Annotated in this window: 24 protein-coding genes; 11 read left to right on the plus strand and 13 right to left on the minus strand. The window is 64.5% G+C overall.

Annotated elements, in window-relative coordinates; genetic code table 11:
• Window positions 1-77 precede the first annotated feature (77 nt).
• The 3 genes from rph to hemW are packed head-to-tail and all read left to right on the plus strand — an operon-like array spanning window position 78 to window position 2,549.
• Window positions 78-791 (plus strand): ribonuclease PH, encoded by a 714-nt coding sequence (rph, locus tag ACFO5X_RS11045; RefSeq protein WP_380717500.1) that lies wholly within the window; start codon window positions 78-80, stop codon window positions 789-791.
• On the plus strand, window positions 788-1,399 hold the full coding sequence (gene rdgB / locus ACFO5X_RS11050; protein ID WP_380717501.1) for an RdgB/HAM1 family non-canonical purine NTP pyrophosphatase: 612 nt from the start codon (window positions 788-790) through the stop codon (window positions 1,397-1,399). Before rph ends, rdgB begins: the two co-directional genes overlap by 4 nt.
• Window positions 1,392-2,549, plus strand: coding sequence for a radical SAM family heme chaperone HemW (gene hemW / locus ACFO5X_RS11055; RefSeq protein WP_380717502.1), 1,158 nt, complete (start codon window positions 1,392-1,394; stop codon window positions 2,547-2,549). The genes rdgB and hemW overlap by 8 nt, the downstream gene beginning before the upstream one ends.
• Here hemW and ACFO5X_RS11060 read toward each other — a convergent pair.
• The 7 genes from ACFO5X_RS11060 to hemJ form a co-directional block, all read right to left on the minus strand.
• Window positions 2,546-3,436 carry a ParB/RepB/Spo0J family partition protein gene (locus tag ACFO5X_RS11060; protein ID WP_380717503.1) on the minus strand — a complete coding sequence of 297 codons (891 nt, stop codon included), beginning with the start codon at window positions 3,434-3,436 and terminating at the stop codon, window positions 2,546-2,548. The genes hemW and ACFO5X_RS11060 overlap by 4 nt on opposite strands.
• Before the next feature lie 17 nt (window positions 3,437-3,453).
• Window positions 3,454-4,263, minus strand: coding sequence for a ParA family protein (locus tag ACFO5X_RS11065; RefSeq protein ID WP_380717504.1), 810 nt, complete (start codon window positions 4,261-4,263; stop codon window positions 3,454-3,456).
• Complete coding sequence (gene rsmG, locus ACFO5X_RS11070; protein ID WP_380717505.1) at window positions 4,256-4,867, minus strand: 16S rRNA (guanine(527)-N(7))-methyltransferase RsmG; 612 nt, start codon at window positions 4,865-4,867, stop codon at window positions 4,256-4,258. The genes ACFO5X_RS11065 and rsmG overlap by 8 nt, the downstream gene beginning before the upstream one ends.
• Complete coding sequence (mnmG, locus tag ACFO5X_RS11075; RefSeq protein WP_380717506.1) at window positions 4,867-6,735, minus strand: tRNA uridine-5-carboxymethylaminomethyl(34) synthesis enzyme MnmG; 1,869 nt, start codon at window positions 6,733-6,735, stop codon at window positions 4,867-4,869. Before mnmG ends, rsmG begins: the two co-directional genes overlap by 1 nt.
• 11 nt (window positions 6,736-6,746) lie before the next feature.
• Window positions 6,747-8,033 (minus strand): tRNA uridine-5-carboxymethylaminomethyl(34) synthesis GTPase MnmE, encoded by a 1,287-nt coding sequence (gene mnmE / locus ACFO5X_RS11080; RefSeq protein ID WP_380717507.1) that lies wholly within the window; start codon window positions 8,031-8,033, stop codon window positions 6,747-6,749.
• 28 nt (window positions 8,034-8,061) lie between these two features.
• On the minus strand, window positions 8,062-9,333 hold the full coding sequence (rho, locus tag ACFO5X_RS11085; protein WP_380717508.1) for a transcription termination factor Rho: 1,272 nt from the start codon (window positions 9,331-9,333) through the stop codon (window positions 8,062-8,064).
• A 126-nt stretch (window positions 9,334-9,459) separates the two neighbouring features.
• A complete protein-coding gene (hemJ, locus tag ACFO5X_RS11090; RefSeq protein ID WP_380717509.1) occupies window positions 9,460-9,906 on the minus strand; it encodes a protoporphyrinogen oxidase HemJ in 447 nt (148 codons plus the stop codon).
• A 404-nt stretch (window positions 9,907-10,310) separates the two neighbouring features.
• Between hemJ and ACFO5X_RS11095 the strand changes: the two genes are divergently transcribed.
• Genes ACFO5X_RS11095 through dnaQ form a run of 4 tightly spaced genes read left to right on the plus strand, consistent with a single transcriptional unit; the run spans window position 10,311 to window position 13,006 of the window.
• Window positions 10,311-10,910, plus strand: a complete 600-nt coding sequence (locus ACFO5X_RS11095) for a Maf family protein (RefSeq protein WP_380717510.1) — start codon at window positions 10,311-10,313, stop codon at window positions 10,908-10,910.
• A complete protein-coding gene (locus ACFO5X_RS11100; protein WP_380717512.1) occupies window positions 10,907-11,740 on the plus strand; it encodes a shikimate dehydrogenase in 834 nt (277 codons plus the stop codon). The genes ACFO5X_RS11095 and ACFO5X_RS11100 overlap by 4 nt, the downstream gene beginning before the upstream one ends.
• The gene (gene coaE / locus ACFO5X_RS11105; RefSeq protein WP_380717513.1) at window positions 11,737-12,330 is read left to right on the plus strand and encodes a dephospho-CoA kinase; all 594 of its coding nucleotides are present in this window, start codon (window positions 11,737-11,739) and stop codon (window positions 12,328-12,330) included. Before ACFO5X_RS11100 ends, coaE begins: the two co-directional genes overlap by 4 nt.
• Entirely contained in the window at window positions 12,323-13,006 is a 684-nt protein-coding gene (gene dnaQ / locus ACFO5X_RS11110; protein WP_380717514.1) for a DNA polymerase III subunit epsilon, read from the plus strand. Before coaE ends, dnaQ begins: the two co-directional genes overlap by 8 nt.
• A 1-nt stretch (window position 13,007) precedes the next feature.
• Here the strand turns inward: dnaQ and secB are convergent, their stop codons facing one another.
• Window positions 13,008-13,505 (minus strand): protein-export chaperone SecB, encoded by a 498-nt coding sequence (gene secB / locus ACFO5X_RS11115; protein WP_380717515.1) that lies wholly within the window; start codon window positions 13,503-13,505, stop codon window positions 13,008-13,010.
• A 58-nt stretch (window positions 13,506-13,563) separates the two neighbouring features.
• A complete protein-coding gene (locus ACFO5X_RS11120; RefSeq protein WP_380717516.1) occupies window positions 13,564-14,052 on the minus strand; it encodes an FxsA family protein in 489 nt (162 codons plus the stop codon).
• Between the two features lie 107 nt (window positions 14,053-14,159).
• Between ACFO5X_RS11120 and ACFO5X_RS11125 the strand changes: the two genes are divergently transcribed.
• Genes ACFO5X_RS11125 through ACFO5X_RS11135 form a run of 3 tightly spaced genes read left to right on the plus strand, consistent with a single transcriptional unit; the run spans window position 14,160 to window position 16,407 of the window.
• A complete protein-coding gene (locus ACFO5X_RS11125) occupies window positions 14,160-14,816 on the plus strand; it encodes a Tim44/TimA family putative adaptor protein (protein WP_380717517.1) in 657 nt (218 codons plus the stop codon).
• A complete protein-coding gene (gene mltA, locus ACFO5X_RS11130; RefSeq protein WP_380717518.1) occupies window positions 14,813-15,856 on the plus strand; it encodes a murein transglycosylase A in 1,044 nt (347 codons plus the stop codon). Before ACFO5X_RS11125 ends, mltA begins: the two co-directional genes overlap by 4 nt.
• Complete coding sequence (locus ACFO5X_RS11135) at window positions 15,853-16,407, plus strand: Smr/MutS family protein (RefSeq protein ID WP_380717519.1); 555 nt, start codon at window positions 15,853-15,855, stop codon at window positions 16,405-16,407. The genes mltA and ACFO5X_RS11135 overlap by 4 nt, the downstream gene beginning before the upstream one ends.
• A 92-nt stretch (window positions 16,408-16,499) precedes the next feature.
• Here the strand turns inward: ACFO5X_RS11135 and ACFO5X_RS11140 are convergent, their stop codons facing one another.
• From ACFO5X_RS11140 to hslV, 4 genes are read right to left on the minus strand one after another with little or no spacing between them, the layout of a single operon-like run.
• A complete protein-coding gene (locus ACFO5X_RS11140) occupies window positions 16,500-17,606 on the minus strand; it encodes an alpha/beta hydrolase (RefSeq protein WP_380717520.1) in 1,107 nt (368 codons plus the stop codon).
• A gap of 42 nt (window positions 17,607-17,648) precedes the next feature.
• On the minus strand, window positions 17,649-18,956 hold the full coding sequence (gene hslU / locus ACFO5X_RS11145) for an ATP-dependent protease ATPase subunit HslU (RefSeq protein WP_380717521.1): 1,308 nt from the start codon (window positions 18,954-18,956) through the stop codon (window positions 17,649-17,651).
• A 31-nt stretch (window positions 18,957-18,987) separates the two neighbouring features.
• Window positions 18,988-20,061, minus strand: a complete 1,074-nt coding sequence (locus ACFO5X_RS11150; protein WP_380717522.1) for a hypothetical protein — start codon at window positions 20,059-20,061, stop codon at window positions 18,988-18,990.
• Window positions 20,058-20,612 (minus strand): ATP-dependent protease subunit HslV, encoded by a 555-nt coding sequence (gene hslV / locus ACFO5X_RS11155; protein ID WP_380717523.1) that lies wholly within the window; start codon window positions 20,610-20,612, stop codon window positions 20,058-20,060. Before hslV ends, ACFO5X_RS11150 begins: the two co-directional genes overlap by 4 nt.
• Before the next feature lie 100 nt (window positions 20,613-20,712).
• Here hslV and ACFO5X_RS11160 point away from each other — a divergent pair, with 100 nt between their 5' ends.
• The gene (locus ACFO5X_RS11160; protein WP_380717524.1) at window positions 20,713-21,624 is read left to right on the plus strand and encodes an acetolactate synthase small subunit; all 912 of its coding nucleotides are present in this window, start codon (window positions 20,713-20,715) and stop codon (window positions 21,622-21,624) included.
• Window positions 21,625-21,638: the final 14 nt, after the last annotated feature.

A 21,638-nucleotide genomic window follows, 5' to 3' on the forward strand; every position in this document is an offset into this window, starting at 1 on the left:
CCACGGAAAGGTCAATCGGACTTGCATCCAACGTCGTGCCGGGGGATATCCCGGCGCAGCCAAGCGAGGACTGACCGATGCGACCTTCCGGACGAGACTTAAGCCAAATGCGCAGCATTTCCATAGAGACGGGTGTGACCCGTCATGCGGAAGGCTCGTGCCTGATCAAGGTCGGGGACACGCATGTGCTGTGCACCGCCACGCTGGAGGAGCGGGTGCCGCCGTTCATCAAGGGCACCGGACTGGGTTGGGTCACTGCCGAATACGGGATGCTGCCGCGTGCGACGAATACGCGGATGCGCCGCGAGGCCGCGACCGGCAAGCAGGGCGGCCGCACGGTCGAGATCCAGCGGCTGATCGGCCGTTCGCTGCGCGCCGGCGTTGACCGGGTGGCGCTGGGCGAACGTCAGATCACCATCGACTGCGACGTGCTGCAGGCCGATGGCGGCACGCGCTGTGCCGCGATCACCGGCGGCTGGGTCGCGCTGCGGCTGGCGGTGCACAAGTTGATGAAGGCCGGGACCGTGATCAGCGACCCGCTGACCGACCATGTCGCTGCCGTCAGCTGTGGCATCTATGCCGGGCAGCCTGTGCTGGACCTCGATTACCCCGAGGACAGCGAGGCCGGCGTTGACGGCAACTTTATCCTGACCGGCGCGGGGCATCTGGTGGAAGTGCAGATGTCGGCCGAGGGTTCGGTCTTTTCGCGCAGCCAGATGAACACGCTGCTGGATCTCGCCGAGAAGGGTGTCGGCGAACTGGTCGCCGCGCAGAAGGCGGCGACGCAGTGAGCCGACGGTTTACCGGCGACCGGCTGCTGGTGGCGACGCATAACGCCGGCAAGCTGGAGGAGATGCGCGCCCTGCTCGCCCCCTTCGGCGTGCAGGTGGTGGGCGCGGCCGAGATGGGGCTGGCCGAGCCGGATGAGACGGAAGCCACCTTCGTCGGCAATGCGCGGATCAAGGCCCATGCCGCCGTTAAGGCAACCGGGCTGCCCGCGCTGGCCGACGACTCGGGCATCGAGATCGACGCGCTGGGTGGCGCGCCCGGGGTCTATACCGCCGATTGGGCCGAAACGCCGAACGGGCGCGATTTCGTCATGGCGATGGAGCGCACGCACCGCGAACTGGAGGCGATCAACGCGCCACAACCGCGCCACGCGCGGTTCTGCTGCACGCTGGTGCTGGCCTGGCCGGACGGACATGACGAGGTCTTTACCGGCGTGATGCCCGGCCGCGTGGTCTGGCCGATGCGGGGCGACAACGGGCACGGCTACGATCCGATCTTCATCCCGGCCGGTCACGATGTGACCTTTGCGGAAATGGAGACGGCCCAGAAGAACCGGATCAGCCACCGCGCCGACGCGGTGGCGAAGCTGGTGAAAGGCTGTTTTGGCTGAGGACTGGCGCAACGGGGGCTTTGGCCTTTACGTCCATTGGCCCTTTTGCGAAGCCAAATGCCCTTATTGCGACTTCAACTCGCATGTCGTGCGCCACATCGATCAGAACGCCTGGCGCGACGCTTATCTGAGCGAGATCGCCCGGGTTGCCGCGCTGACGCCCGACCGGGTGCTGAATTCGATCTTTTTTGGCGGTGGCACGCCCAGCCTGATGGCGCCCGAGACCGCCGCCGCGGTGATCGAGGCGGCGCGCGGGCACTGGCGCTTTGCCAATGACATCGAGGTCACGCTGGAGGCCAACCCCGGTTCGGTCGAGGCCGGGCGGTTTGCCGGCTATCGCGATGCCGGGGTCAACCGCATCTCGATGGGCATTCAGGCGCTGAACGATCCGGACCTGCGGCGGCTGGGGCGGATCCACACGCTGGCCGAGGCGCGCGCGGCGTTTGACGTGGCGCGCGGGCTGTTCGACAGGGTGAGTTTCGACCTGATCTATGCCCGGCAGGACCAGTCGCTGGAGGATTGGGAGCGCGAGCTGACCGAGGCGCTGGCGATGGCGGTGGATCACCTGTCGCTCTACCAACTGACGATCGAGCCCGGCACCGCCTTTGGCGACCGGCAGGCGCGGGGCGGGTTGCGCGGCTTGCCCGATGAAGATCTGGGCGCGGAGATGTATGACCTGACGCAAGAGATCTGCGAAGCCGCCGGGATGCCGCGCTATGAGGTGTCGAACCACGCACGGGACGGCGCGCAATCGCGGCACAACCTGATCTACTGGCGCTATGGCGATTACGCCGGGATCGGGCCCGGCGCGCATGGGCGGCTGACGCTGGGCGGTCAGCGCCACGCGACGGAATGCCCCCGGATGCCGCAGGCCTGGCTGGAGGCCGTGGCGCGCGGCAGCGGCGAAGATCTGCGCGAGGCGCTGAGCGGCGCGGAACAGGCCGAGGAATATCTGCTGATGGGGCTGCGGATTTCCGAAGGGATCGACCGTGCCCGCTATGCCGCGTTGGCCGGGCGGCCGCTGTCAGAGGCCGCCGTGGCCGAATTGGTCGAACTGGGTATGATCGAGGCCTCAGAAACCAGTATTTCCGTGACTTATCAAGGGTTTAACCTGTTGAACCGGGTGATCGCGCGGCTGGCCGGGGCCTAGTGACCCCCCAGCATCTGGCAGAGACGATCCAGCTCTTCCAGCGTGCCGTATTGGATCGTCAGCCTTCCCTTTTCGCCGCCCGGTTCGTGGTGCAGCGTGACTTTCATCGAGAGCGCCGCCGACAGATCGCCTTCGAGCGCGCGGGTGTCAGCGTCTTTTTCCGGATCGGGCCGCGCTTTGGGCGCCGTCGCCTGCGGTGCGGGCTGCTGGGACTTGCGCGCCAGTTCCTCGGTCGCGCGCACCGACAGGCCCTTGGCGATCACGATCTTGGCCAGTTCGAGCGGGTTCTGCGCGGTGATCAGGGCGCGGGCGTGACCGGCCGAGAGCTTGCCCTGCCGCAGCATCACCTGTACCTCGTCCGGCAGGTTCAGCAGGCGCAGCAGGTTGGCGATGTGGCTGCGGCTTTTGCCCAGGGCCTCGGCCATGCGTTCCTGCGTATGCCCGAACCGGTCCATCAGCTGCCGATAGCCGGCCGCCTCTTCCACCGCGTTCAGATCGGCGCGCTGGATGTTTTCGATGATCGCGACTTCGAGCACTTCGGTGTCGTCGAAATCGCGCACCAGGACAGGCACCTCGTGCAGCTGGGCCATCTGCGCCGCCCGCCAGCGGCGTTCGCCGGCGACGATCTCGAACTTGCCATCGGCGACGGCGCGCACGATGAGGGGCTGAATGATACCCTTTTCCTTGATCGAGGCCGACAGGTCGTTCAACGCATCGGGTTCGAAATCGCGCCGCGGCTGGTTCGGGTTGGCTACCAGCCGTTCGATGGGCACCAGGCGATCCGGTCGCGCCGGCGCGTTGGGGTTCGTGGAATCGTTCGGTGCGGAGATGTCACCCATGAGGGCCGACAGCCCCCGACCCAGCCCGCGCGGCTTTTTCTCTACCATCGGTCGTCCTCCTGTCGTCAGGCCGCGGCCTGGCTGCGTTTGTTCACCAGCTCTGCGGCCAGTTCGCGATAGGCCATCGCCCCCTGCGAGCGCGGGTCATAGGACAGCACCGGCATCGCAAAGGATGGTGCCTCGCTGACCCGGACGTTGCGCGGAATCACGGTCTGGAACACCAGATCGCCGAGATTGCTGCGCGCGTCTTGCTCGACCTGCTGCGACAGGTTGTTCCGCCGGTCATACATCGTCAGCACGATACCTTCGATTCGCAGCCCGGGGTTGGCGGTCTGGCGCACTTCGCGGACGGTCAGCATCAGCTGCGAGAGACCTTCGAGCGCAAAGAACTCGCTTTGCAGCGGCACCAGGACTGAGTGCGCCGCCACCATGGCGTTAACCGTAAGGATGTTCAGCGAGGGCGGGCAGTCGATCAGCACGTAATCGAAGGAGAAACTGTCGATGGCGACCTGGCGAAGGGCGTCATGCAGGAGAAAGCTGCGCTTTTCGTTCGAAATCAGTTCGATATCGGCCGAGCTGAGGTCCACCGTGGCCGGAACGATGCTGAGCCCGGCGATGGTGGTGGGGTGAATCACCTCGCTCAGCGGGGCGTCATCCAGCAGAAGATCGTAGGTTGTGTATTCGCGGTCGTCCCGTTCGATCCCGAGCCCGGTCGATGCATTGCCCTGCGGATCGAGATCCACCACCAGTACATGTCGCCCCAACTCGACCAGAGCGGCAGCCAGGTTGATGGCGGTGGTGGTCTTGCCAACGCCGCCCTTTTGATTGGCGACGGCGATGATTCTGGGCCCGGACGGGCGTGTGGGGTCAGACACGTTTCACTCCGGTGATGGACAGGATCGCAGCGGCGGGTTCTGTCTCACTCTTAATCGGAAGGCAGTCGAAAGACCATTCCTGCCGGGCAGCTTCGACCTCTTTTTTCCAACTGACCCCCTTCGGAAAGAGCGCGAGCCCTCCGGGCGCAAGATGGCGGTTGGCAAAGCCCAGGAGCGTAGACAGATCGGCCAGTGCGCGGGCAGAGAGGACTTGAGCTGCCTGCGGCGCGGCCTGTTCGATGCGTTCGCACAGGACCGTACAGTGAACGCCGGTTTCGCGAATCGCGGTTCTGAGGAAGGCCGCCTTGCGCTGATCGCTTTCGATCAGCGTCATTTGGCGCGGCTCAGGCGCTTCTGCGGCAAGAATGGCGGCGATCAAACCGGGGAAACCGCCGCCGCTGCCCAGGTCGCACCAATGGCCGTCCGGCGGGGCCAGCGTGTAAAGCTGAATGGAATCAGCGAAATGGCGGGTGCGGAGGTCCTGCAAGCTGTTGCGGGAGACCAGGTTGATCTTGGGATTCCACTTGATCAGCAGCGATTCGTAGATATCCAGCCGTTGCAATGTTTCACGTGAAACATTCGGCGCCCCCACCTGCCCCGTCATCACGCACGCCGCTGTGCGGTGCCGCGCCGCAGGTGCGCGAGGATCAAGGCCAGCGCCGCTGGTGTCATTCCATCGATCTTGGCCGCCTGGGCAAGGTTTTCTGGCCGACGAGCGGTGAGCTTGTGCTTCAGTTCGTTGGACAAGCCGGGAATTTCGGCGAAGGCGAAATCCGACGGAATGTCCCGCGCCTCGTCCCGCTTGAGCGCTTCGCTGTCTTTCTGCTGCCGCTCGATATAACTGGCATAGATGGCGTCTCGCTCGACCTGCTGGCGGATTTCATCGTCGAGGTTCGCAAGACCCGGCACGAGCGGTTCCAGATCGCGGCAGGTCAGCCCCGGAAAGGCCAGAACCTCCAGACCAGTACGGCGGTTGCCATCGTTGTTTACGCTCAGCCCGGCAGAAGAGATTTGCTTGGGCGTATAGCTTTCCGCGGTCAGCAATTCCCGCGCGATCGCGAGTCGCCCTGCCTTATCTTCGAACCGTGCATGGCGGTCGGGGCTCGCGCAGCCAAGTGCAATTGCAAGCGGCGTCAGGCGTTGATCGGCATTGTCGGCGCGTAGCGACAGCCGGAATTCCGCCCGCGAGGTGAACATGCGGTAGGGTTCGGTGACACCACGGCTGGTAAGATCGTCGATCATTACCCCAATATAGCTGGTCGAGCGGCTGAAAAGCACTGGATCCCGACCCATGGCAGAGAGAGCGGCATTCAGGCCGGCAACCAGCCCTTGCGCGCCGGCTTCTTCATATCCTGTCGTGCCATTGATCTGACCGGCGAGGAACAGACCGGGCACCGTCTTGACCGCAAGCGTCGCCGACAGTGCGCGCGGATCGACGTAATCGTATTCGATGGCATAGCCGGGCTGGAGGATCACCGCCTCTTCCAGACCTCGGATCGAATGGACGTAGTCGTGCTGCACCTCTTCCGGCAGCGACGTGGAAATGCCGTTGGGATAAACGGTGTGATCGTCCGCGCCCTCGGGTTCCAGGAAAACCTGATGCGAGGATTTGTCGGCAAAGCGCACCACCTTGTCCTCGATGGATGGGCAGTAACGGGGTCCGATCCCCTCGATATGCCCGCCATACATCGCAGACCGCTTGAGGTTTTCGGCAATGATCTGGTGGGTTCGTTCATTCGTATGGGTGATGCCGCAGGAGATTTGCGGGGCCGTTACGCCATGGGACAGGAACGAGAACAATACCGGCTCATCATCGCCCGGCTGCATTTCCAGCCCAGTCCAGTCGATGGTTCTGCCATCCAGGCGGGGCGGTGTGCCGGTTTTCAGCCGTCCGAGGGGCAGTCCGAACTGCGACATCCGGTCTGCCAGACGGACTGACGGCTTGTCGCCCATGCGGCCGCCGGGGCGCGAGACGTCGCCGATATGGATCACTCCGCGCAGGAAGGTGCCGGTCGTCAGGACCACGGCGGCGCTTTCGATCTCGCGACCGTCCTCGAGCAGCACGCCTGCGACGCGGTCGCCGTTCATGAGGAAGTCCACGACTTCGCCTTCTTCAATTTCGAGGTTTTCCTGTGACGAGAGCTCGTCCAGCATGGTCTCGCGATAGATCTTCCGGTCGGCCTGCGCGCGGGGCCCCTGCACCGCCGGGCCCTTGCGGCGGTTCAACAGGCGAAACTGGATGCCCGCCGCATCGGCAACGCGGCCCATTACGCCGTCCATGGCGTCTATCTCGCGCACAAGATGGCCCTTGCCCAGGCCTCCGATGGCCGGATTGCACGACATGACGCCGATGCCATCGCGGCGAAGGGTGACGAGGACGGTTGCCGCACCCATCCGGGCCGCGGCGCTGGCGGCTTCGGCGCCGGCGTGGCCGCCACCGATGACAACCACATCCACCTTTGAATGTTTCACGTGGAACACTCCTATTTGCCCAGACAGAAGCTGGCGAAGATTTCGTCCAGAAGATCCTCGACGTCGATCCGCCCGACCAGCGATTCGAGGGCGCGCACCGCGTGGCGAATGTCGTCCGCCACGATATCATACTGCTCCGGACCGTCCGACAGCAAGGTCAGCGCACGACCAAGCGCGGTTTGCGCGCGGGACATCGCGGCGCGGTGCCGTTCGCGGGTGGCCAACCCGGCCGAAGCCGAGCGTTCGGACAGCACATTGCCGATCCGGGAGATCAACACGTCTACGCCCTGCCCGGTCTTTCCGGACACCGTGTCCTCTTCCATTCCCAGCAGATCGCCTTTCGGCCGAAGGACGATATCCCCGGGCTGCACCGTCACCGGGAGCACCTCTCCTGGCTCCGCCAGGAACACCCGGAGGTCTGCCTGGTCCGCCCTTTCGCGCGCCAGTTCAATGCCCATGCGTTCCACCGTATCCTCGGCATCGCGCAAGCCGGCGGTATCGAGCACCGTGACCGCCAGGCCCTGAATGTCCATTCGCACCTCGATAACGTCGCGGGTGGTGCCGGCGATCTCGGAGGTCAGCGCCGCTTTTCGCCCAGCCAGTGCATTGAGCAAGGTGGATTTCCCGACATTCGGTGCACCGACTATTGCCACCTCAAAGCCGGAACGCACGCGCTCTGCCGCCGAAACCCCGCCGGCCATCCGGTCAAGTTCAGCCAGAACCGCAGTAATCAATCCGGTAACTTCGCCCGTCACATCTTCGGGCACGTCCTCATCGGCGAAGTCGATGGTTGCCTCGATCAGCGCGGCGGCGCGGATGAGTTTCTGGCGCCAGCCATCGGCAACGCGGCCCAGATCGCCGGACAGAACTTTCAGCGCCTGCCGCCGCTGCGCCTCGGTTTCGGCGTCGATCAGGTCGGCGAGACCTTCGACCTGCGCCAGATCGAGCCGGCCATTTTCCAGGGCACGACGGGTGAATTCACCCGGCTCTGCCATACGAAGCTCTTTGACGGCGCCAAGAGTGCGCAGGACCGCCGCCACCACTGCGGGGCTGCCATGCAGGTGAAGCTCCGCCACATCCTCGCCGGTAAAGCTGGCCGGGGCCGAAAAGGTGAGAACCAGCGCCTGGTCGAGACGCAAGCCTTCCGCGTCACGCAGGACCGCCAGTTTGCGACCGGCTGGGGGCAATGGCCCGCCGGCCAGCGACGTGGCGACAGAATGTGCCTCCGGACCGGAAAGGCGAACGATTGCGACACCGGCTTTCCCCGGTGCGCTGGCCAGCGCAAAGATCGTGTCCATCCCAGCCCCCGCTGCCCCGCGACGGGGCTTAGGTGTTCATCGAATCGAAGAATTCCGAGTTGGTCTTGGTCTGCTTCAGCTTCGAGATCAGGAATTCGATGGCGTCGGTCGTGCCCATCGGGTTCAGGATGCGGCGCAGGACGAAGGTTTTCTGCAGGTCGACCTTGTCCACCAGCAGGTCTTCCTTCCGGGTGCCCGACTTGAGAATGTCGATGGCCGGGAAGACGCGCTTGTCCGCGATCTTGCGGTCGAGCACGAGTTCCGAGTTGCCGGTGCCCTTGAATTCCTCGAAAATCACCTCGTCCATCCGGCTGCCGGTGTCGATCAGCGCGGTGGCGATGATGGTGAGCGAACCGCCCTCTTCGATATTACGCGCGGCGCCGAAGAATCGCTTGGGACGTTGCAGGGCGTTCGCATCCACACCGCCGGTGAGGACCTTACCCGAGGACGGGACAACCGTGTTGAAAGCCCTACCAAGTCTTGTGATCGAGTCGAGAAGGATCACAACATCTCGCTTGTGTTCGACCAGACGCTTGGCCTTTTCGATCACCATCTCGGCCACGGCGACGTGCCGGGTCGCCGGTTCATCGAAGGTTGAGGAGACGACCTCGCCCTTCACCGAGCGCTGCATGTCGGTGACTTCCTCGGGCCGTTCGTCGATCAGAAGGACAATGAGATAGCACTCTGGGTGGTTCTTCTCGATCGAATGGGCGATGTTCTGCAGGATCACCGTCTTACCGGTCCGCGGCGGCGCCACGATTAGCGAGCGCTGACCCTTCCCGATCGGCGCGACCAGGTCGATGATCCGCGCGGTGCGGTCCTTCACGGTCGGGTCGGGGATTTCCATGGTCAGCCGTTCGTCTGGATAGAGCGGCGTCAGGTTGTCGAAGGCGATCTTGTGGCGGGCGCGTTCGGGATCCTCGAAGTTGATCTTGCTCACGTCGACCAGCGCGAAATAGCGCTCGCTGTCGTCGGGCGCGCGGATCACGCCTTCGATGCTGTCGCCGGTGCGCAGGGAATACTGCCGGATCATGTCGGGCGAAACGTAGATGTCGTCCGGACCGGGAAGATAGTTCGCCTCGGGCGAGCGCAGGAAGCCGAAGCCGTCCTGCAGCACCTCGAGCACGCCGTCGCCCGACACTTCCCAGCCTTCGTCCGCCCGCTCGCGCAGGATCTGGAACATCATCTCGCCCTTGCGCATGGTCGAGGCGTTCTCGATCTCCAGTTCCTCGGCCATCGCCAGCAGGTCGGTCGGGCTTTTTGCCTTGAGATCGGCCAGGTTCAGCTTTTCGACATCCATCGTCTTAAATACCTTTCGGCGGCCCGGCGGGATCGGGGGCACAGTCGCAAACTTGGGAAGAACCGCCACCCGGACGGGGGCGTCGGCGCCTAGATAGTGATTTCCATGCCTCGAGTCAAACCCGACCTAGAAGCGCACGACAACCGAGGTGACGATCACGATCAGGAGGAGGGTCGGGACCTCGTTCATCATGCGGTAGGTGCGCCCGGTGACCTGATTGAGCCCGGCCGCGAAATCCTTGCGGCGGCGGCCGAGCCAATGGTGGAACCAGGTCATCGCCAGCACGGCCGCGGCCTTGGTCCAGGGCCAGATTTCGGACCAGTCGACGATGCCGGGGGTGAAGACCAGCATCAGGCCGAAAATCCAGGTCGCGATCATGGCAGGATTCATGATCGCCCGCAGCAGGCGGCGTTCCATGGTCTGGAACACCGCGTCGAGCCCGCCTACCCCATTCTGTTCCACGTGATAGACGAACAGCCGGGGCAGATAGAACAGCCCGGCCATCCAGGCGATGACCGAGACGATATGCCCGACCTTGGTCCAGGGATAGAGCAGGGCAAGCAGATCGGTCATCTTGGGAACCTCGAGCAGACCGGGTTTTCCTAATAAGGAATAAAGAAAGAAGAAAGGATGATGATTAAGTAGGGTGGGCAAAACCCGTGGATGCACCGGTTCGGGCTGTGTTCTCAACAGGTGGACAGAATTTACGGGGATCGAGGCGAGGAGTCTGAACAGAATTTAATATCATTTAAAAACAATAAGATAAATGGAAACATATCATTTTCGGCCTGGGGATAACTTCGGGAATAACCGCATCTGCGTCACATGTTCACAGCACCGTCTTATCCTTTTCCCTTCGGGATAGAATGTTGCAACGGTCCCCAGCGAGGGGTGGAATGCGGCCGAGGTTGCCAAGCCGGGACAAAACCACCAAAACGATCCCGTCATAACCACCCTGTTGTCCGGCTGTTGTCCACATGACTGTCCCGTTCATTCTTGCCTCAGGCTCGTCAACACGCGCGGATCTTCTGCGCCGGGCGCGCGTACCGTTCGAGGTCGTGGTGCCCCGGGTCGACGAGGACCAGGTGCGCCGCTCGCTCGAAGCGGAGGCGGCCAAGCCGCGTGACATTGCCGATGCGCTGGCCGAGCTGAAGGCCCGTCGGATCGCCGACAAGCACCCCGGCGCGATGGTTCTGGGCTGCGATCAGGTGCTGGATCTGGAGGGCCGCGTCCTGTCCAAGCCGGGCAGCCCCGAAGAGGCGGTGGCCCAGCTGACCGAGATGCAGGGCCGGCGGCATCAGCTGCTCAGTGCGGCGGTGATCTATGAGAACGGGCAACCGGTCTGGCGCCACGTGGGGCAGGTTCGGCTGCGGATGCGCGAGCTGTCGCCCGGGTTCATCGAGTCCTACGTCGCGCGCAACTGGGACAGCGTGCGCCATTCCGTGGGGGCCTACAAACTTGAGGAAGAAGGCGTGCGGCTGTTCAGCGCGATCGAGGGGGATCTTTTCAACGTGCTCGGAATGCCGCTGATCGAACTGTTGAATTACCTGATCCTCAAAGGCCTGGAAGAGACATGAGTGACCAGCGCATTCCCCTGGCTGGCGTCATCGGATCGCCGGTTGCGCCATCTCGTGCGCCGCGCTTGTTCGGGCACTGGCTCAAGTCGATGGGGCTTCGCGGCGCCTATGTGCCGATGGATATCGCCCAGGCCGACCTGGCGCAGGTGATCCGGACGCTGCCGAAGATGGGCTTTGTGGGGGTCAATATCGCGGCACCGTATAAAGAGACGGTGATGTCGGTGGCGGATCTGATCACCGACCGGGCGACGCTGATCGGGGCAGCCAATACCCTGATCTTCCGCAAGGATGGCAAGATTCACGCGGACAACACCGAGGGTTACGGTTTCATTGAAAGCCTGCGCAACGGCGCGCCCGGCTGGTCGGCGCGGGACGGGACGGCGGTGGTGTTGGGCGCGGGCGCGGCGGCGCGGTCGGTTGTCGCCTCCTTGTCGGATGCCGGGGTGCCCGAGATCCTGCTGACCAATCGCACGCGGGTGCGCGCGGAGAAGCTGAAAGAGGATTTCGGCCAGCGCGTGCGCGTGGTCGACTGGGTGCAGGCGGGCAATGCCATCGACGGGGCAGCGCTGGTGGTGAACACGACGCCGCTGGGGATGACCGGCAAGCCCGAGCTGCGGGTGCCGCTGGACGGGTTGCGGCCGGGGACGGTTGTGACCGATCTGGTGATCAACCCGCTGCGCACACCCCTTCTGCTGGAGGCCGAACGGATGGGCTGTATCGCCATCGACGGGCTGGGCATGATCATCTGTCAGGCTATCCCGGCTTTCGAGCGGTGGTTCGGTGAACGTCCGATGATCGACGGGCCAACGCGACTGGCGGTGCTGGGATGAGCTTTCTTCTGGGATTGACCGGTTCGATCGGTATGGGGAAAAGCACAACCGCCGCGCTGTTCGCCGAACTTGGCTGCGCGCTGTGGAGCGCGGATGATGCGGTGCATCGCCTCTATGCGAAGGGCGGCGCGGCTGTGGCGCCCCTGGCGGAGGCTTTTCCCGCCGCTCTGGTCGATGGAGCCATCGACCGCGGAATCCTCAAGGATATCATCGCCGCCGATCCCACCGCGCTGAAGCGGATCGAAGGGATTGTTCACCCGCTGGTCGGGGCCGACCGCGAGGCGTTCAAGGCCAATGCGACTGCGGATATCATCGTGCTGGACATCCCGCTGCTCTATGAAACCGGCGGCGAGGGGCGCGTGGATGCGGTGGCGGTGGTCTCGGTCGATGAAGAGACGCAGGAACAAAGGGTGCTGGCGCGGGGGACGATGACGCGGGAGCAATTCCTGCTGATCAAGTCCAAGCAGGTGCCCGACGCCGAAAAGCGCGCACGGGCGGATTACGTGATTGTCACCGACACTCTGGACCATGCGCGGGCGCAGGTGCAGGATGTGGTTGCGGATATCCGAAGGAAGATCGCCGATGCGTGAGATCGTGCTCGATACCGAAACCACGGGCTTCGATCCCGAGACCGGCGACCGGATTGTCGAAATCGGCGGGGTGGAGCTGTACAACCACATCGCGACCGGGCGGACCTATCACCAGTATATCAACCCGGAACGGGACATGCCGCAGGAAGCCTTCGAGGTGCACGGGCTGTCGATCGAATTCCTGTCGGACAAGCCCAAGTTCGCCGAGATCGCCCAGGCGTTTCTGGATTTCGTGGGCGATGCGGATCTGGTCATTCACAACGCCAGCTTCGACATGAAATTCCTGAATGCCGAGCTGAAGTGGCTGAACATGCCGCCCATTCCCTATGAGCGGGCGGTGGATACTCTGATGATCGCGCGCAAGCGGTTTCCGGGGTCGCCTGCCTCGCTCGACGCGCTGTGCCGGCGGTTCGGGATCGACAATTCGGCGCGCACCCTGCACGGCGCGCTGCTCGACTCGGAAATTCTGGCAGAGGTCTATCTGGAGCTGATCGGCGGGCGGCAGCCGGATTTCGGCCTGTCGACCGAAGCCGCCGGATCGGGACCGGGGGGCGCCGAGGTTTGGCGCCCGATGCCCCGCCCAAAAAAACTGCCGCCCCGCATCAGCGATGCGGAGCGGGCGGCGCACGAGGCTTTCGTGGCAAAACTGGGCGAAGACGCCCTGTGGTTGGCCTGACCTAGGCCTGCTGCGGCGTGGTGGCGGCCTGTGCCGCCTGACGGCGGGCCAGCTCGGCGCGGTAGATCTGCACGAAGTCGATGTTTTCCAGGTTCAGCGGCGGGAAGCCACCGTCGCGGGTGACGTCGCTGACGATGCGGCGCAGGAAGGGGAACAGCATCCGCGGGCATTCGATCAGCAGGAACGGGTGCAGCTGGTCTTCCGGAACGCCCTTGATCGCGAAGACGCCGACATAGTCGATTTCCAGCAGGAACAGCTTGTCGCCGGTCGGCTTGGACTTGCTTTGGATGTTCAGCTTGATGTTGACTTCGAACTGTCCCTCGGCGGGGCGTTTCTTGGCGTCGAGGTTGACCTGAACGCTGATGTCGGGCTGAACCTCGCCGGTCGCACCCTTCTGCGCCATCACGTTTTCGAACGACAGGTCGCGCACGAACTGGCCCAGAATGTTCATCTGCACCTGGGGCTGCGCGGCGCCGTTTGACGCACCGTTTTCGGACATCTGAATTCTCCTCAAGCAAACCGAATTTGGCGCTGCTTAACAGCTTGCGCCGCGCTTCTCAATGACGCTCGGGCCCCTTGACCCAACCCGATGGGCCGCTGTCGTGGCCCCGGTGCGGCGTCACGTCCTGATATTCACCCTCGACGATATCGCCGTCGGGATACCGCCGTTGCGGCGCCGGGCCCATCTGGAAACGCTGGATCTTGATGCGGGACGAGGCAAAGCGCATCACCGCCGCGCGAACGGGCGGGATCAGCAGGGCAAAGCCCATCGCGTCGGTGAAGAAGCCGGGCGTCAGCAGCAGGATCCCTGCCACGAGGATCATCGCGCCATGCGCCAGCGGTTCGGTCGGGTCCCGCAGCTCCGAGAACGACTTCCCGAGCTGGGCCAGCGCCAGCCGTCCCTGAACCCGCATCAGCCAGCTGCCGATGATCGCGGTCAGCACCACGATGGCCAGCGTCGGCCAGAGGCCGATAAGCCCGCCAACCTGGATGAACAGGGCGATTTCGATGATCGGCACCAGCAGAAGGGCCAGAAACAGATACATGGGCATGTCCTTTCGCTTGTGCTGGGCGGTGGACTTGGCCCGGCACAGCACCTACATAAGGCTTTGAAGCCGCGCTTACAAAGATTGCCGCGTGACATGAGGTGCAAATGAACTCGCCACTGATCCAGCTTCTGGTGCTGGCTGGCATCGCCATCTTCCTGATCCTGCGCCTGAAAAGCGTTCTGGGAACACGGGAAGGTTTCGAAAAGCCGCCCCTTCCCAATCCGGCGCCGGCGGCGCCGCGTCGCGGATTCGAGGTTATCGAAGGCGGGCCGGATCACGACATCACGGATCACGTCGACAAGGACAGCGAGAATGCCCGCAACCTTGCGGCGATGAAACGGATCGAGCCCGAGTTTTCCGTGACGGAGTTCATCGGCGGTGCGCGCAGCGCATACGAGATGATCCTGATGGGCTTTGAACGCGGCCAGCTGGACGAGATCAAGCCCTTCCTGGCCGAGGATGTGTTCCAGGCCTTCGTCGACGGCGTCGCCGCGCGCGAGGACAAGGGCCTGACGGTCGAGGCGGAGTTCATCGGGGTGCGCGAGACCAAGGTGCAGCAGGTGACCTTTGACAAGGCTACGAACCGCGCCGAAATCACCATGCGCTTTGTCGCCGAGATGACCTCGGTTGTCCGCGACAGGGGCGGCGATGTGGTCGAGGGAAGCCCGACCGCCGTCAAGCGCCAGAAGGACAGCTGGACCTTTGCCCGCGAGATGGGTTCGAAGGATCCGAACTGGCTGCTGGTCGCAACCGACGCATGATCGCGGCGCTGCGCGCGTTTTGTGTCCTGGGGGCGCTGATGACGGCGGGCAGTGCCAGTTCCGATACCACCTATACGGTGATGTCCTTCACCGATCTGGAGGGCTGGCCGCGTGACGATCATGCGGCGGCCCTTTCGGTGTTCCGCAACACCTGCGCAGATATGGAAGGCCAGGAATGGCAGGCACTGTGCGCGGTTGCCTATTCCCAGAAGGACAGCGGCGCGCGGGCATTCTTCGAGCTGTTCTTTCGCCCGGTGCTGATCCGCGATGGCAGCCCGGCGCTGTTCACCGGCTATTTCGAACCGGAGCTGGACGGCTCGCGTTTTCCGACCAGCCGGTTCCGCTATCCGTTGTACCGGATGCCCGACGAGGCCCGCAATGTGCCGGGCTGGCTGAGCCGGCGCGAGATCCTGACCACCGACGTGATGAAGAACCGGGGGCTGGAGATCGCCTGGGTCGACGATCCGGTCGAGCTGTTCTTTCTGCAGATACAGGGGTCGGGGCGTATCCGCCTGCCCGATGGCGGCCTGTTGCGCGTCGGCTATGGCGGGTCGAACGGTCAGCCCTATCGGTCGATCGGGGTGGAACTGGTGCGGCGCGGGGTCTATTCGGCGCATCAGGTCAGCGCCGAGGTGATCAAGAACTGGGTGCGGCGCAATCCGGTCGAGGGCGAAGAGCTGTTATTGCACAACGATTCCTATGTCTTCTTCCGGGAAATCCGCAAGATATCGGCGCAGGACGGGCCGCTGGGCGCGATGAACCGGTCGGTGACGCCGATGCGGTCGATTGCGGTCGATCCGGTCTATACGCCGCTGGGCGCGCCGGTCTGGCTGGAAAAGGACGGCGCGGGGCCGATCCACCGGCTGATGGTCGCGCAGGATACCGGATCGGCGATCAAGGGCGCGCAGCGGGCCGATGTGTTCTTTGGCACCGGCGACGCCGCGGGGTCGGCGGCGGGGCGGCTGAAGGATCCGGGGCGGATGATGGTGCTGATGCCGATCCAGACCGCCTATGCCCTGGCGCCGGACAGCACGGGATGACCCGGCGCCGTCTCAGCCCTGAAGAGATCGCCTTGTGGCAGAGGGTTGTGGAGCGCGCCGAGCGTCTGCATCCCGAACGCGATCCGGCACCCGTGCAGCGGCCCAAGCCCAAGCCATCGAAGACCCCGCAGCCGCGGATTGTGGCCTCCCCTGCCCCGGCGGCGCGGCCGGAACCGCCGCCGCGCCCGGCATCGGCGCCCGCGCTGCGGATGGATCATGGCACCTTCGGACGGATGAAGCGCGGGCGGCTGGTGCCAGAGGGCCGCATCGACCTGCACGGCATGACGCTGGACGCGGCGCATCCCGCCCTGGTCCGGTTCATCCTGCGGGCCCAGGCGGATGGCAAGCGACTGGTTCTGGTCATTACCGGCAAGGGCCGGGCCGGCGATCACGGGGTGCTCTATCCCACGCCGCGCGGGATCCTGCGCCGTCAGGTGCCGCACTGGCTGGAAACGCCGCCGCTGGCGCAGGCGGTTCTGCAGGTTACCTCGGCCCACATCCGCCACGGCGGCGAAGGCGCGTTTTACGTCTACCTGCGCCGGGGCCGGTGACGGGTGCCATCCGGCACCCGCACATCACTTTCGCAACAATGTCTTCGATATCAATAACTTGATGGCCCGGCCCTGCCGGGACGGGAGAGAACCTACTTGTCGCCACCCAGGAACGGCAGGACGATCCGCACCGCCGAAGAGCTTTGCGAGGGCCGGCCCGTCAGCAGCGAGGAAAGCGAGATATCGTTCTGCCCGAGCATCCCGTCCACCACCCGGAACTGCCGCAGCAGCGAGATGAGCGCGGGTGAGGTCGCCGGCGTGAAGTGGGTGGATCCGGCATCTTTCGCATAGGCGGTGGTATCGACAATCTCGACCGGCAGATCGGAAATCTGCGCGATATCCGAGATCGTCCCCAGCCGTTCGCGTTCGTGCGCGCCGCGCAGGCGGGCCGAGAGGTTGAGGATCCGGTCCTGATGCGAGACGAAGATCACGAAGGGGCGCGGCACCGTCTTGAGGCCGTCCATCTGGCTGCGGAAGACGTCGACATCGAGATCGGGCGAGATCAGCACGACGCCGCTGGTGTTGCGCCCTGCCCAGCCGGGTGATTTGTTGTCGAGCGTGCGCAGCGTCTCCATGATCACCGCGCTGCCCATCGAGTGTCCGACCAGCAGAACCTTCGTCGCCCCGTCCCGGGTGACCAGCGTCAGCAGCTGTTCCAGCCCGCCGCGCGCGAAAAGCACGCTGTCGTAGTCATATCCATAGGCCAGAGGCTTGCCCCGGCTGGGCCAGGAATAGAGCACGAGTTCGCCCGGCAGCTGGATGTCGTGCACCAGTTGCGCGGCGCGGAAGGCGGCTTCGTAATGGGTGGTGTTGAAACCGTGGACGAAGATCGTGACCTCGCGCTGCCCGCCGGGCTTGCGGGCCAGGTCGGTGCGGAGGTGGTTCACGAAGGCCGACGGGCCGGAGAAGTTTTCCTGACCCGCGAGCGTGAACTGGGTTCGGGGGTTCGGACGGGCGTAGGCGAATTCGAGCGTTCCGACCTTGTGATCGGGCGGGATGGACACGTCGAGATCGAGAAAGCTGAGGGTTTCGGACCGGTTGTAGCCGAAGTTGCCGTCCTGTTCGCGGTTGCGGCTGGTGGCTGTCAGCACCTGCACCGGCTGGCCCACCGTCAGCGCATCCGGCAGGACCGGCGTAAAGCTGCGGTCGCCGCAGGCGGCGACGGTGAGACACAGAAACAGGGCGACCAATGCTCGCATGCCGGAACAGCTAGCAGAGACCGCCTCGGCCGAAAAGCCGCGTCAGAGGACGTAGCGGCTGAGGTCGGTCTTGCTCATCAGTTCGCCCAGATTCTTGTCGACAAAGGCGGCATCGACCGTCACGCTGTCGCCCGACCGGTCGGGGGCGGTGAAGGACAGTTCCTCGAACACCCGCTCCATCACGGTGTAGAGCCGCCGCGCGCCGATGTTCTCGACCGAGCGGTTCACCTCGGCGGCGATGCGCGCGAGCGCGGCGATGCCGTCCTCGGTGAAGGTCACGGTGACCTGTTCGGTGCCCATCAGCGCGGTATACTGGCGGGTCAGCGCATTGTCGGTTTCGGTCAGGATGCGCACGAAATCCTCTTCCGTCAGGGCGCGCAGTTCGACGCGGATCGGCAAGCGGCCCTGGAGTTCGGGCAGGAGGTCGGACGGCTTGGCGATGTGGAAGGCGCCCGAGGCGATGAAGAGGATGTGGTCGGTTTTCACCGGGCCGTGCTTGGTCGAGACCGTGGTGCCCTCGATCAGGGGCAGAAGATCGCGCTGCACCCCTTCCCGGCTGACATCGGCGCCGCGGGTCTCGGCGCGGGCGCAGACCTTGTCGATCTCGTCCAGGAAGACGATGCCATTCTGTTCGACCGCTTCCAGCGCGTTCTTGGTCACCGTCTCGTCATCCAGCAGCTTGTCGGCCTCTTCGCCGATCAGGACCTCGTAGCTTTCGGCGACGCTGAGCCGGCGGCGTGTCTTGCGGCCGCCCATCGCCTTGCCCAGCATGTCGCCCAGGTTCATCATCCCCATGTTGGCGCCCGGCTGGCCCGGCAGTTCGAACATGGACATCGGGTTGGAGGTGTCGGCCAGATCGAGTTCGATCATGGTGTCGTCGAGCTCGCCCGCCTTGAGTTTCTTGCGGAACATCTCGCGGGTGCCTTCGCGGGCGTCCTCGCCGGCGATGGCGGAAATCACCCGTTCCTCGGCGGCCTTGTGTGCGGCGACCTTCACGTCTTCGCGCATTTGGTCGCGCACCTGGACGATGGCGCTGTCGACGAGATCGCGGATGATCTGCTCGACATCGCGGCCGACATAGCCGACCTCGGTGAACTTGGTCGCCTCGACCTTGATGAAGGGCGCGCGGGCCAGACGGGCCAGGCGGCGGCTGATCTCGGTCTTGCCGACGCCGGTGGGGCCGATCATCAGGATGTTCTTGGGATAGACCTCGTCGCGCAGGTCGTCGGAGAGCTGCTTGCGCCGCCAGCGGTTGCGCAGGGCCACGGCCACGGCCCGTTTCGCATCCTTCTGGCCGATGATGTAGCGGTCGAGTTCGCTGACGATTTCACGGGGGGTAAGGTCGGTCATCACGGTCCTTTGTTCAGTTTGCGGCCGTTGTTCAATGTGCCGGCGGGAGATAGGCGCGCAGCCGTCCGAGCGGCAGCAGCGCCAGCAGCGCGGTGCGGATGGACGCCCAGAACGCGCCGAGCGTGAGCAGGAAGACGCCCAAAGCGAGGATCACCCAGCCGAAGTTTCCGCCCTGCGTGACGGGATAGAGCGTTGCGATCACCCCAACGACATAGGCAATCGCGGCCATGAGAAAAGACCTGCGGTCGATCACGACCGCGATCAGCGCAAAACCACCCATGACGAGGAAGAGGGTCAGATTTCCGGACTGGCTTTGGGCGGCGATCAGCGACAGCGCCACGGTGTTGATGATCATGGGCGAGGCGACGAGGTGCAGCCAGAAGCCCTGTGCAGCGCGGCGGGTGACTCGATGGGGGTCGCTGGCGTCGAAGGCCATGGCGACGGCGAAGGTGCAGAGGCCCAGCGCCAGGGTGATCCAGGCAAAACCGCCATCGGCCGAGAGGATGAAGAGCTCTTTCACGTCCTGCGGGGTGCCATTGCGGGTGGCGGCGGCCAGCAGGGCGGTGGCGAAGAGGCCAAGTGCGACCAGCGCCAGCGCGAAGGGCACCTTGAAACGCAGCCAGAAGACGAAGACGGCGAGCGTGGCCAGGAGGCCGGGCAGGATCAGGCTGGCGTAATCCTCGCGCGCGATCATGAAGACCTGGGCCAGCCAGTTGCCGAAGCCCAGGACCGCCACGGAGGCGAACATCAGCGAGAGCAGGATCGCGGGGCCGATCATCCGGCGGCGGCGGATGAAATATTCGGAAAACAGCCAGACGAAGGCGGCGGTGGCGATGCTGATCCATTGCAGCGACCATTGCCAGATTTCCAGCCGGCCGGCGACGAACCATCCGACAACCGAGACATAGCCCGTCGCCAGGATGATCAGCCCGGTCATGATGAAGATTTCGTTGAACCCGCGGAAGAGCTCGAAGGGTTCGTCGCCCGCCGCCAGGTTCTCGCGCGCGCCGCGCCGGCTGTGGGCCAGGGCGGTCAGCTGCGCGGCCTGTCGTTCCGACAGGACACCCGCGCTGACCGCGGCGCGGATGTCGGCCGTGTCGATCACCGAATGGATTCCACCGAGAGGTTTCCGTTGGTGTAGACACAGATATCGGCCGCGATGGCCATGGCGGCGCGGGCCACCTCCTCGGCGGTCCTGTCGCTGTCCATCATCGCGCGCGCGGCGGCGAGCGCATAGTTCCCGCCCGAGCCGATGGCGGCGACGTCATGTTCGGGTTCGAGCACGTCGCCCGCGCCGGTGATGACGAGCAGTTCCTTGCCGTCGGTGACGATCAGCATCGCCTCGAGCTTTTGCAGATACTTGTCGGTGCGCCAGTCCTTGGCGAGCTCGACACTGGCGCGGGCCAGCTGACCGGGCGTCGCCTCGAGCTTGGATTCCAGCCGTTCCAGCAGGGTGAAGGCGTCGGCCGTCGATCCGGCAAAGCCCGCGACCACGTCGTATCCGCCCGGAGACAGGCGGCGCACCTTGCGGGCGGTGCCCTTGATCACGGTCTGGCCCAGCGAGACCTGTCCGTCACCCGCGATCACCACCTCTCCGCCCTTGCGGACGCCGATGATCGTGGTGCCGTGCCAGCCGGGGAAATCCTGCGTGCTCATGCATCCTCCGCGTTTTGCTTCAGGGGTATATGGCCAACGATGGCGCCCGGCACAAGGGCAGCAGCTTGTCTGCCCACGGGGCCGACTCTAAGGTCCGCCCATGTCGAACGCCCCGGTCCTGCGGTTCTATCTTCACGAAGCCCTGCGCCGCCGGGCCGCGAACGGCGGGCATAATTTCATTTCGCGTATCGCCGGTGTCGCCGCCCGCGCGGGGTTCCGCGTCGAATATCTGAACGATGGCCCGGCCGAATTGCTGAGCGCGCCGCTGCGCGACGGGTATGCCATGTTGCACATGGCCGAACCGGGCAACGACCGGACCCTGACAATGCGCAAGGTCTACGAATATCCCTTCTGGTCGATCGAGAAATCGGCGCGCCGCTGGGACTGGACGGTTGCGCGGACCCCGTTCCCGGCCGGAGAGGTTCATCGGGCCGAGGCGGACCGCTTTTACGGTTACTGGCGCAATCGCCTGTTCCGGGAGGCCCCCGAACCGCGCCGAGACGGCATTTGTTACGTTCCGCTGCAAGGGAGACTGCTGGAGCACCGGTCGTTTCAAAGCTGTTCCCCGGTGGACATGTTGCGCGCCGTTCTGGCGCATGACGACCGGCCGGTTGTGGCAACGCTGCATCCGAAAGAAACGTACTCCCAGCCCGAACGGGACGCGCTCGTTGATCTTGCCCGCGCCCATCCGCGGCTTGATCTGCGTACCGGCGGCATGGAGGGGCTGCTGGCCGACTGCGATTACGTTGTGACGCAGAACTCATCGGTAGCCTTCCTGGCGAATTTCTTCGCCAAGCCCTCGGTTCTCTTCGGCCGGATCGACTTTCACCACATAGCGGCAAACGTTCATGAACTGGGGGTCGAGGCTGCACTCGCCCTCGGCCCAACGCTGACGCCGGACTATGCCGGGTATGTCCACTGGTTCTGGCAGACCATGTCGATCAATGCCGGGAAGGATACTGTCGATATGCGCATCGCCGCCATCCTGCGCGCTGCCGGCTGGCCGGTCTGATCGCCACGAACGAC

Source organism: Seohaeicola nanhaiensis, assembly GCF_042654245.1.
Taxonomy (GTDB): domain Bacteria; phylum Pseudomonadota; class Alphaproteobacteria; order Rhodobacterales; family Rhodobacteraceae; genus Seohaeicola_A; species Seohaeicola_A nanhaiensis.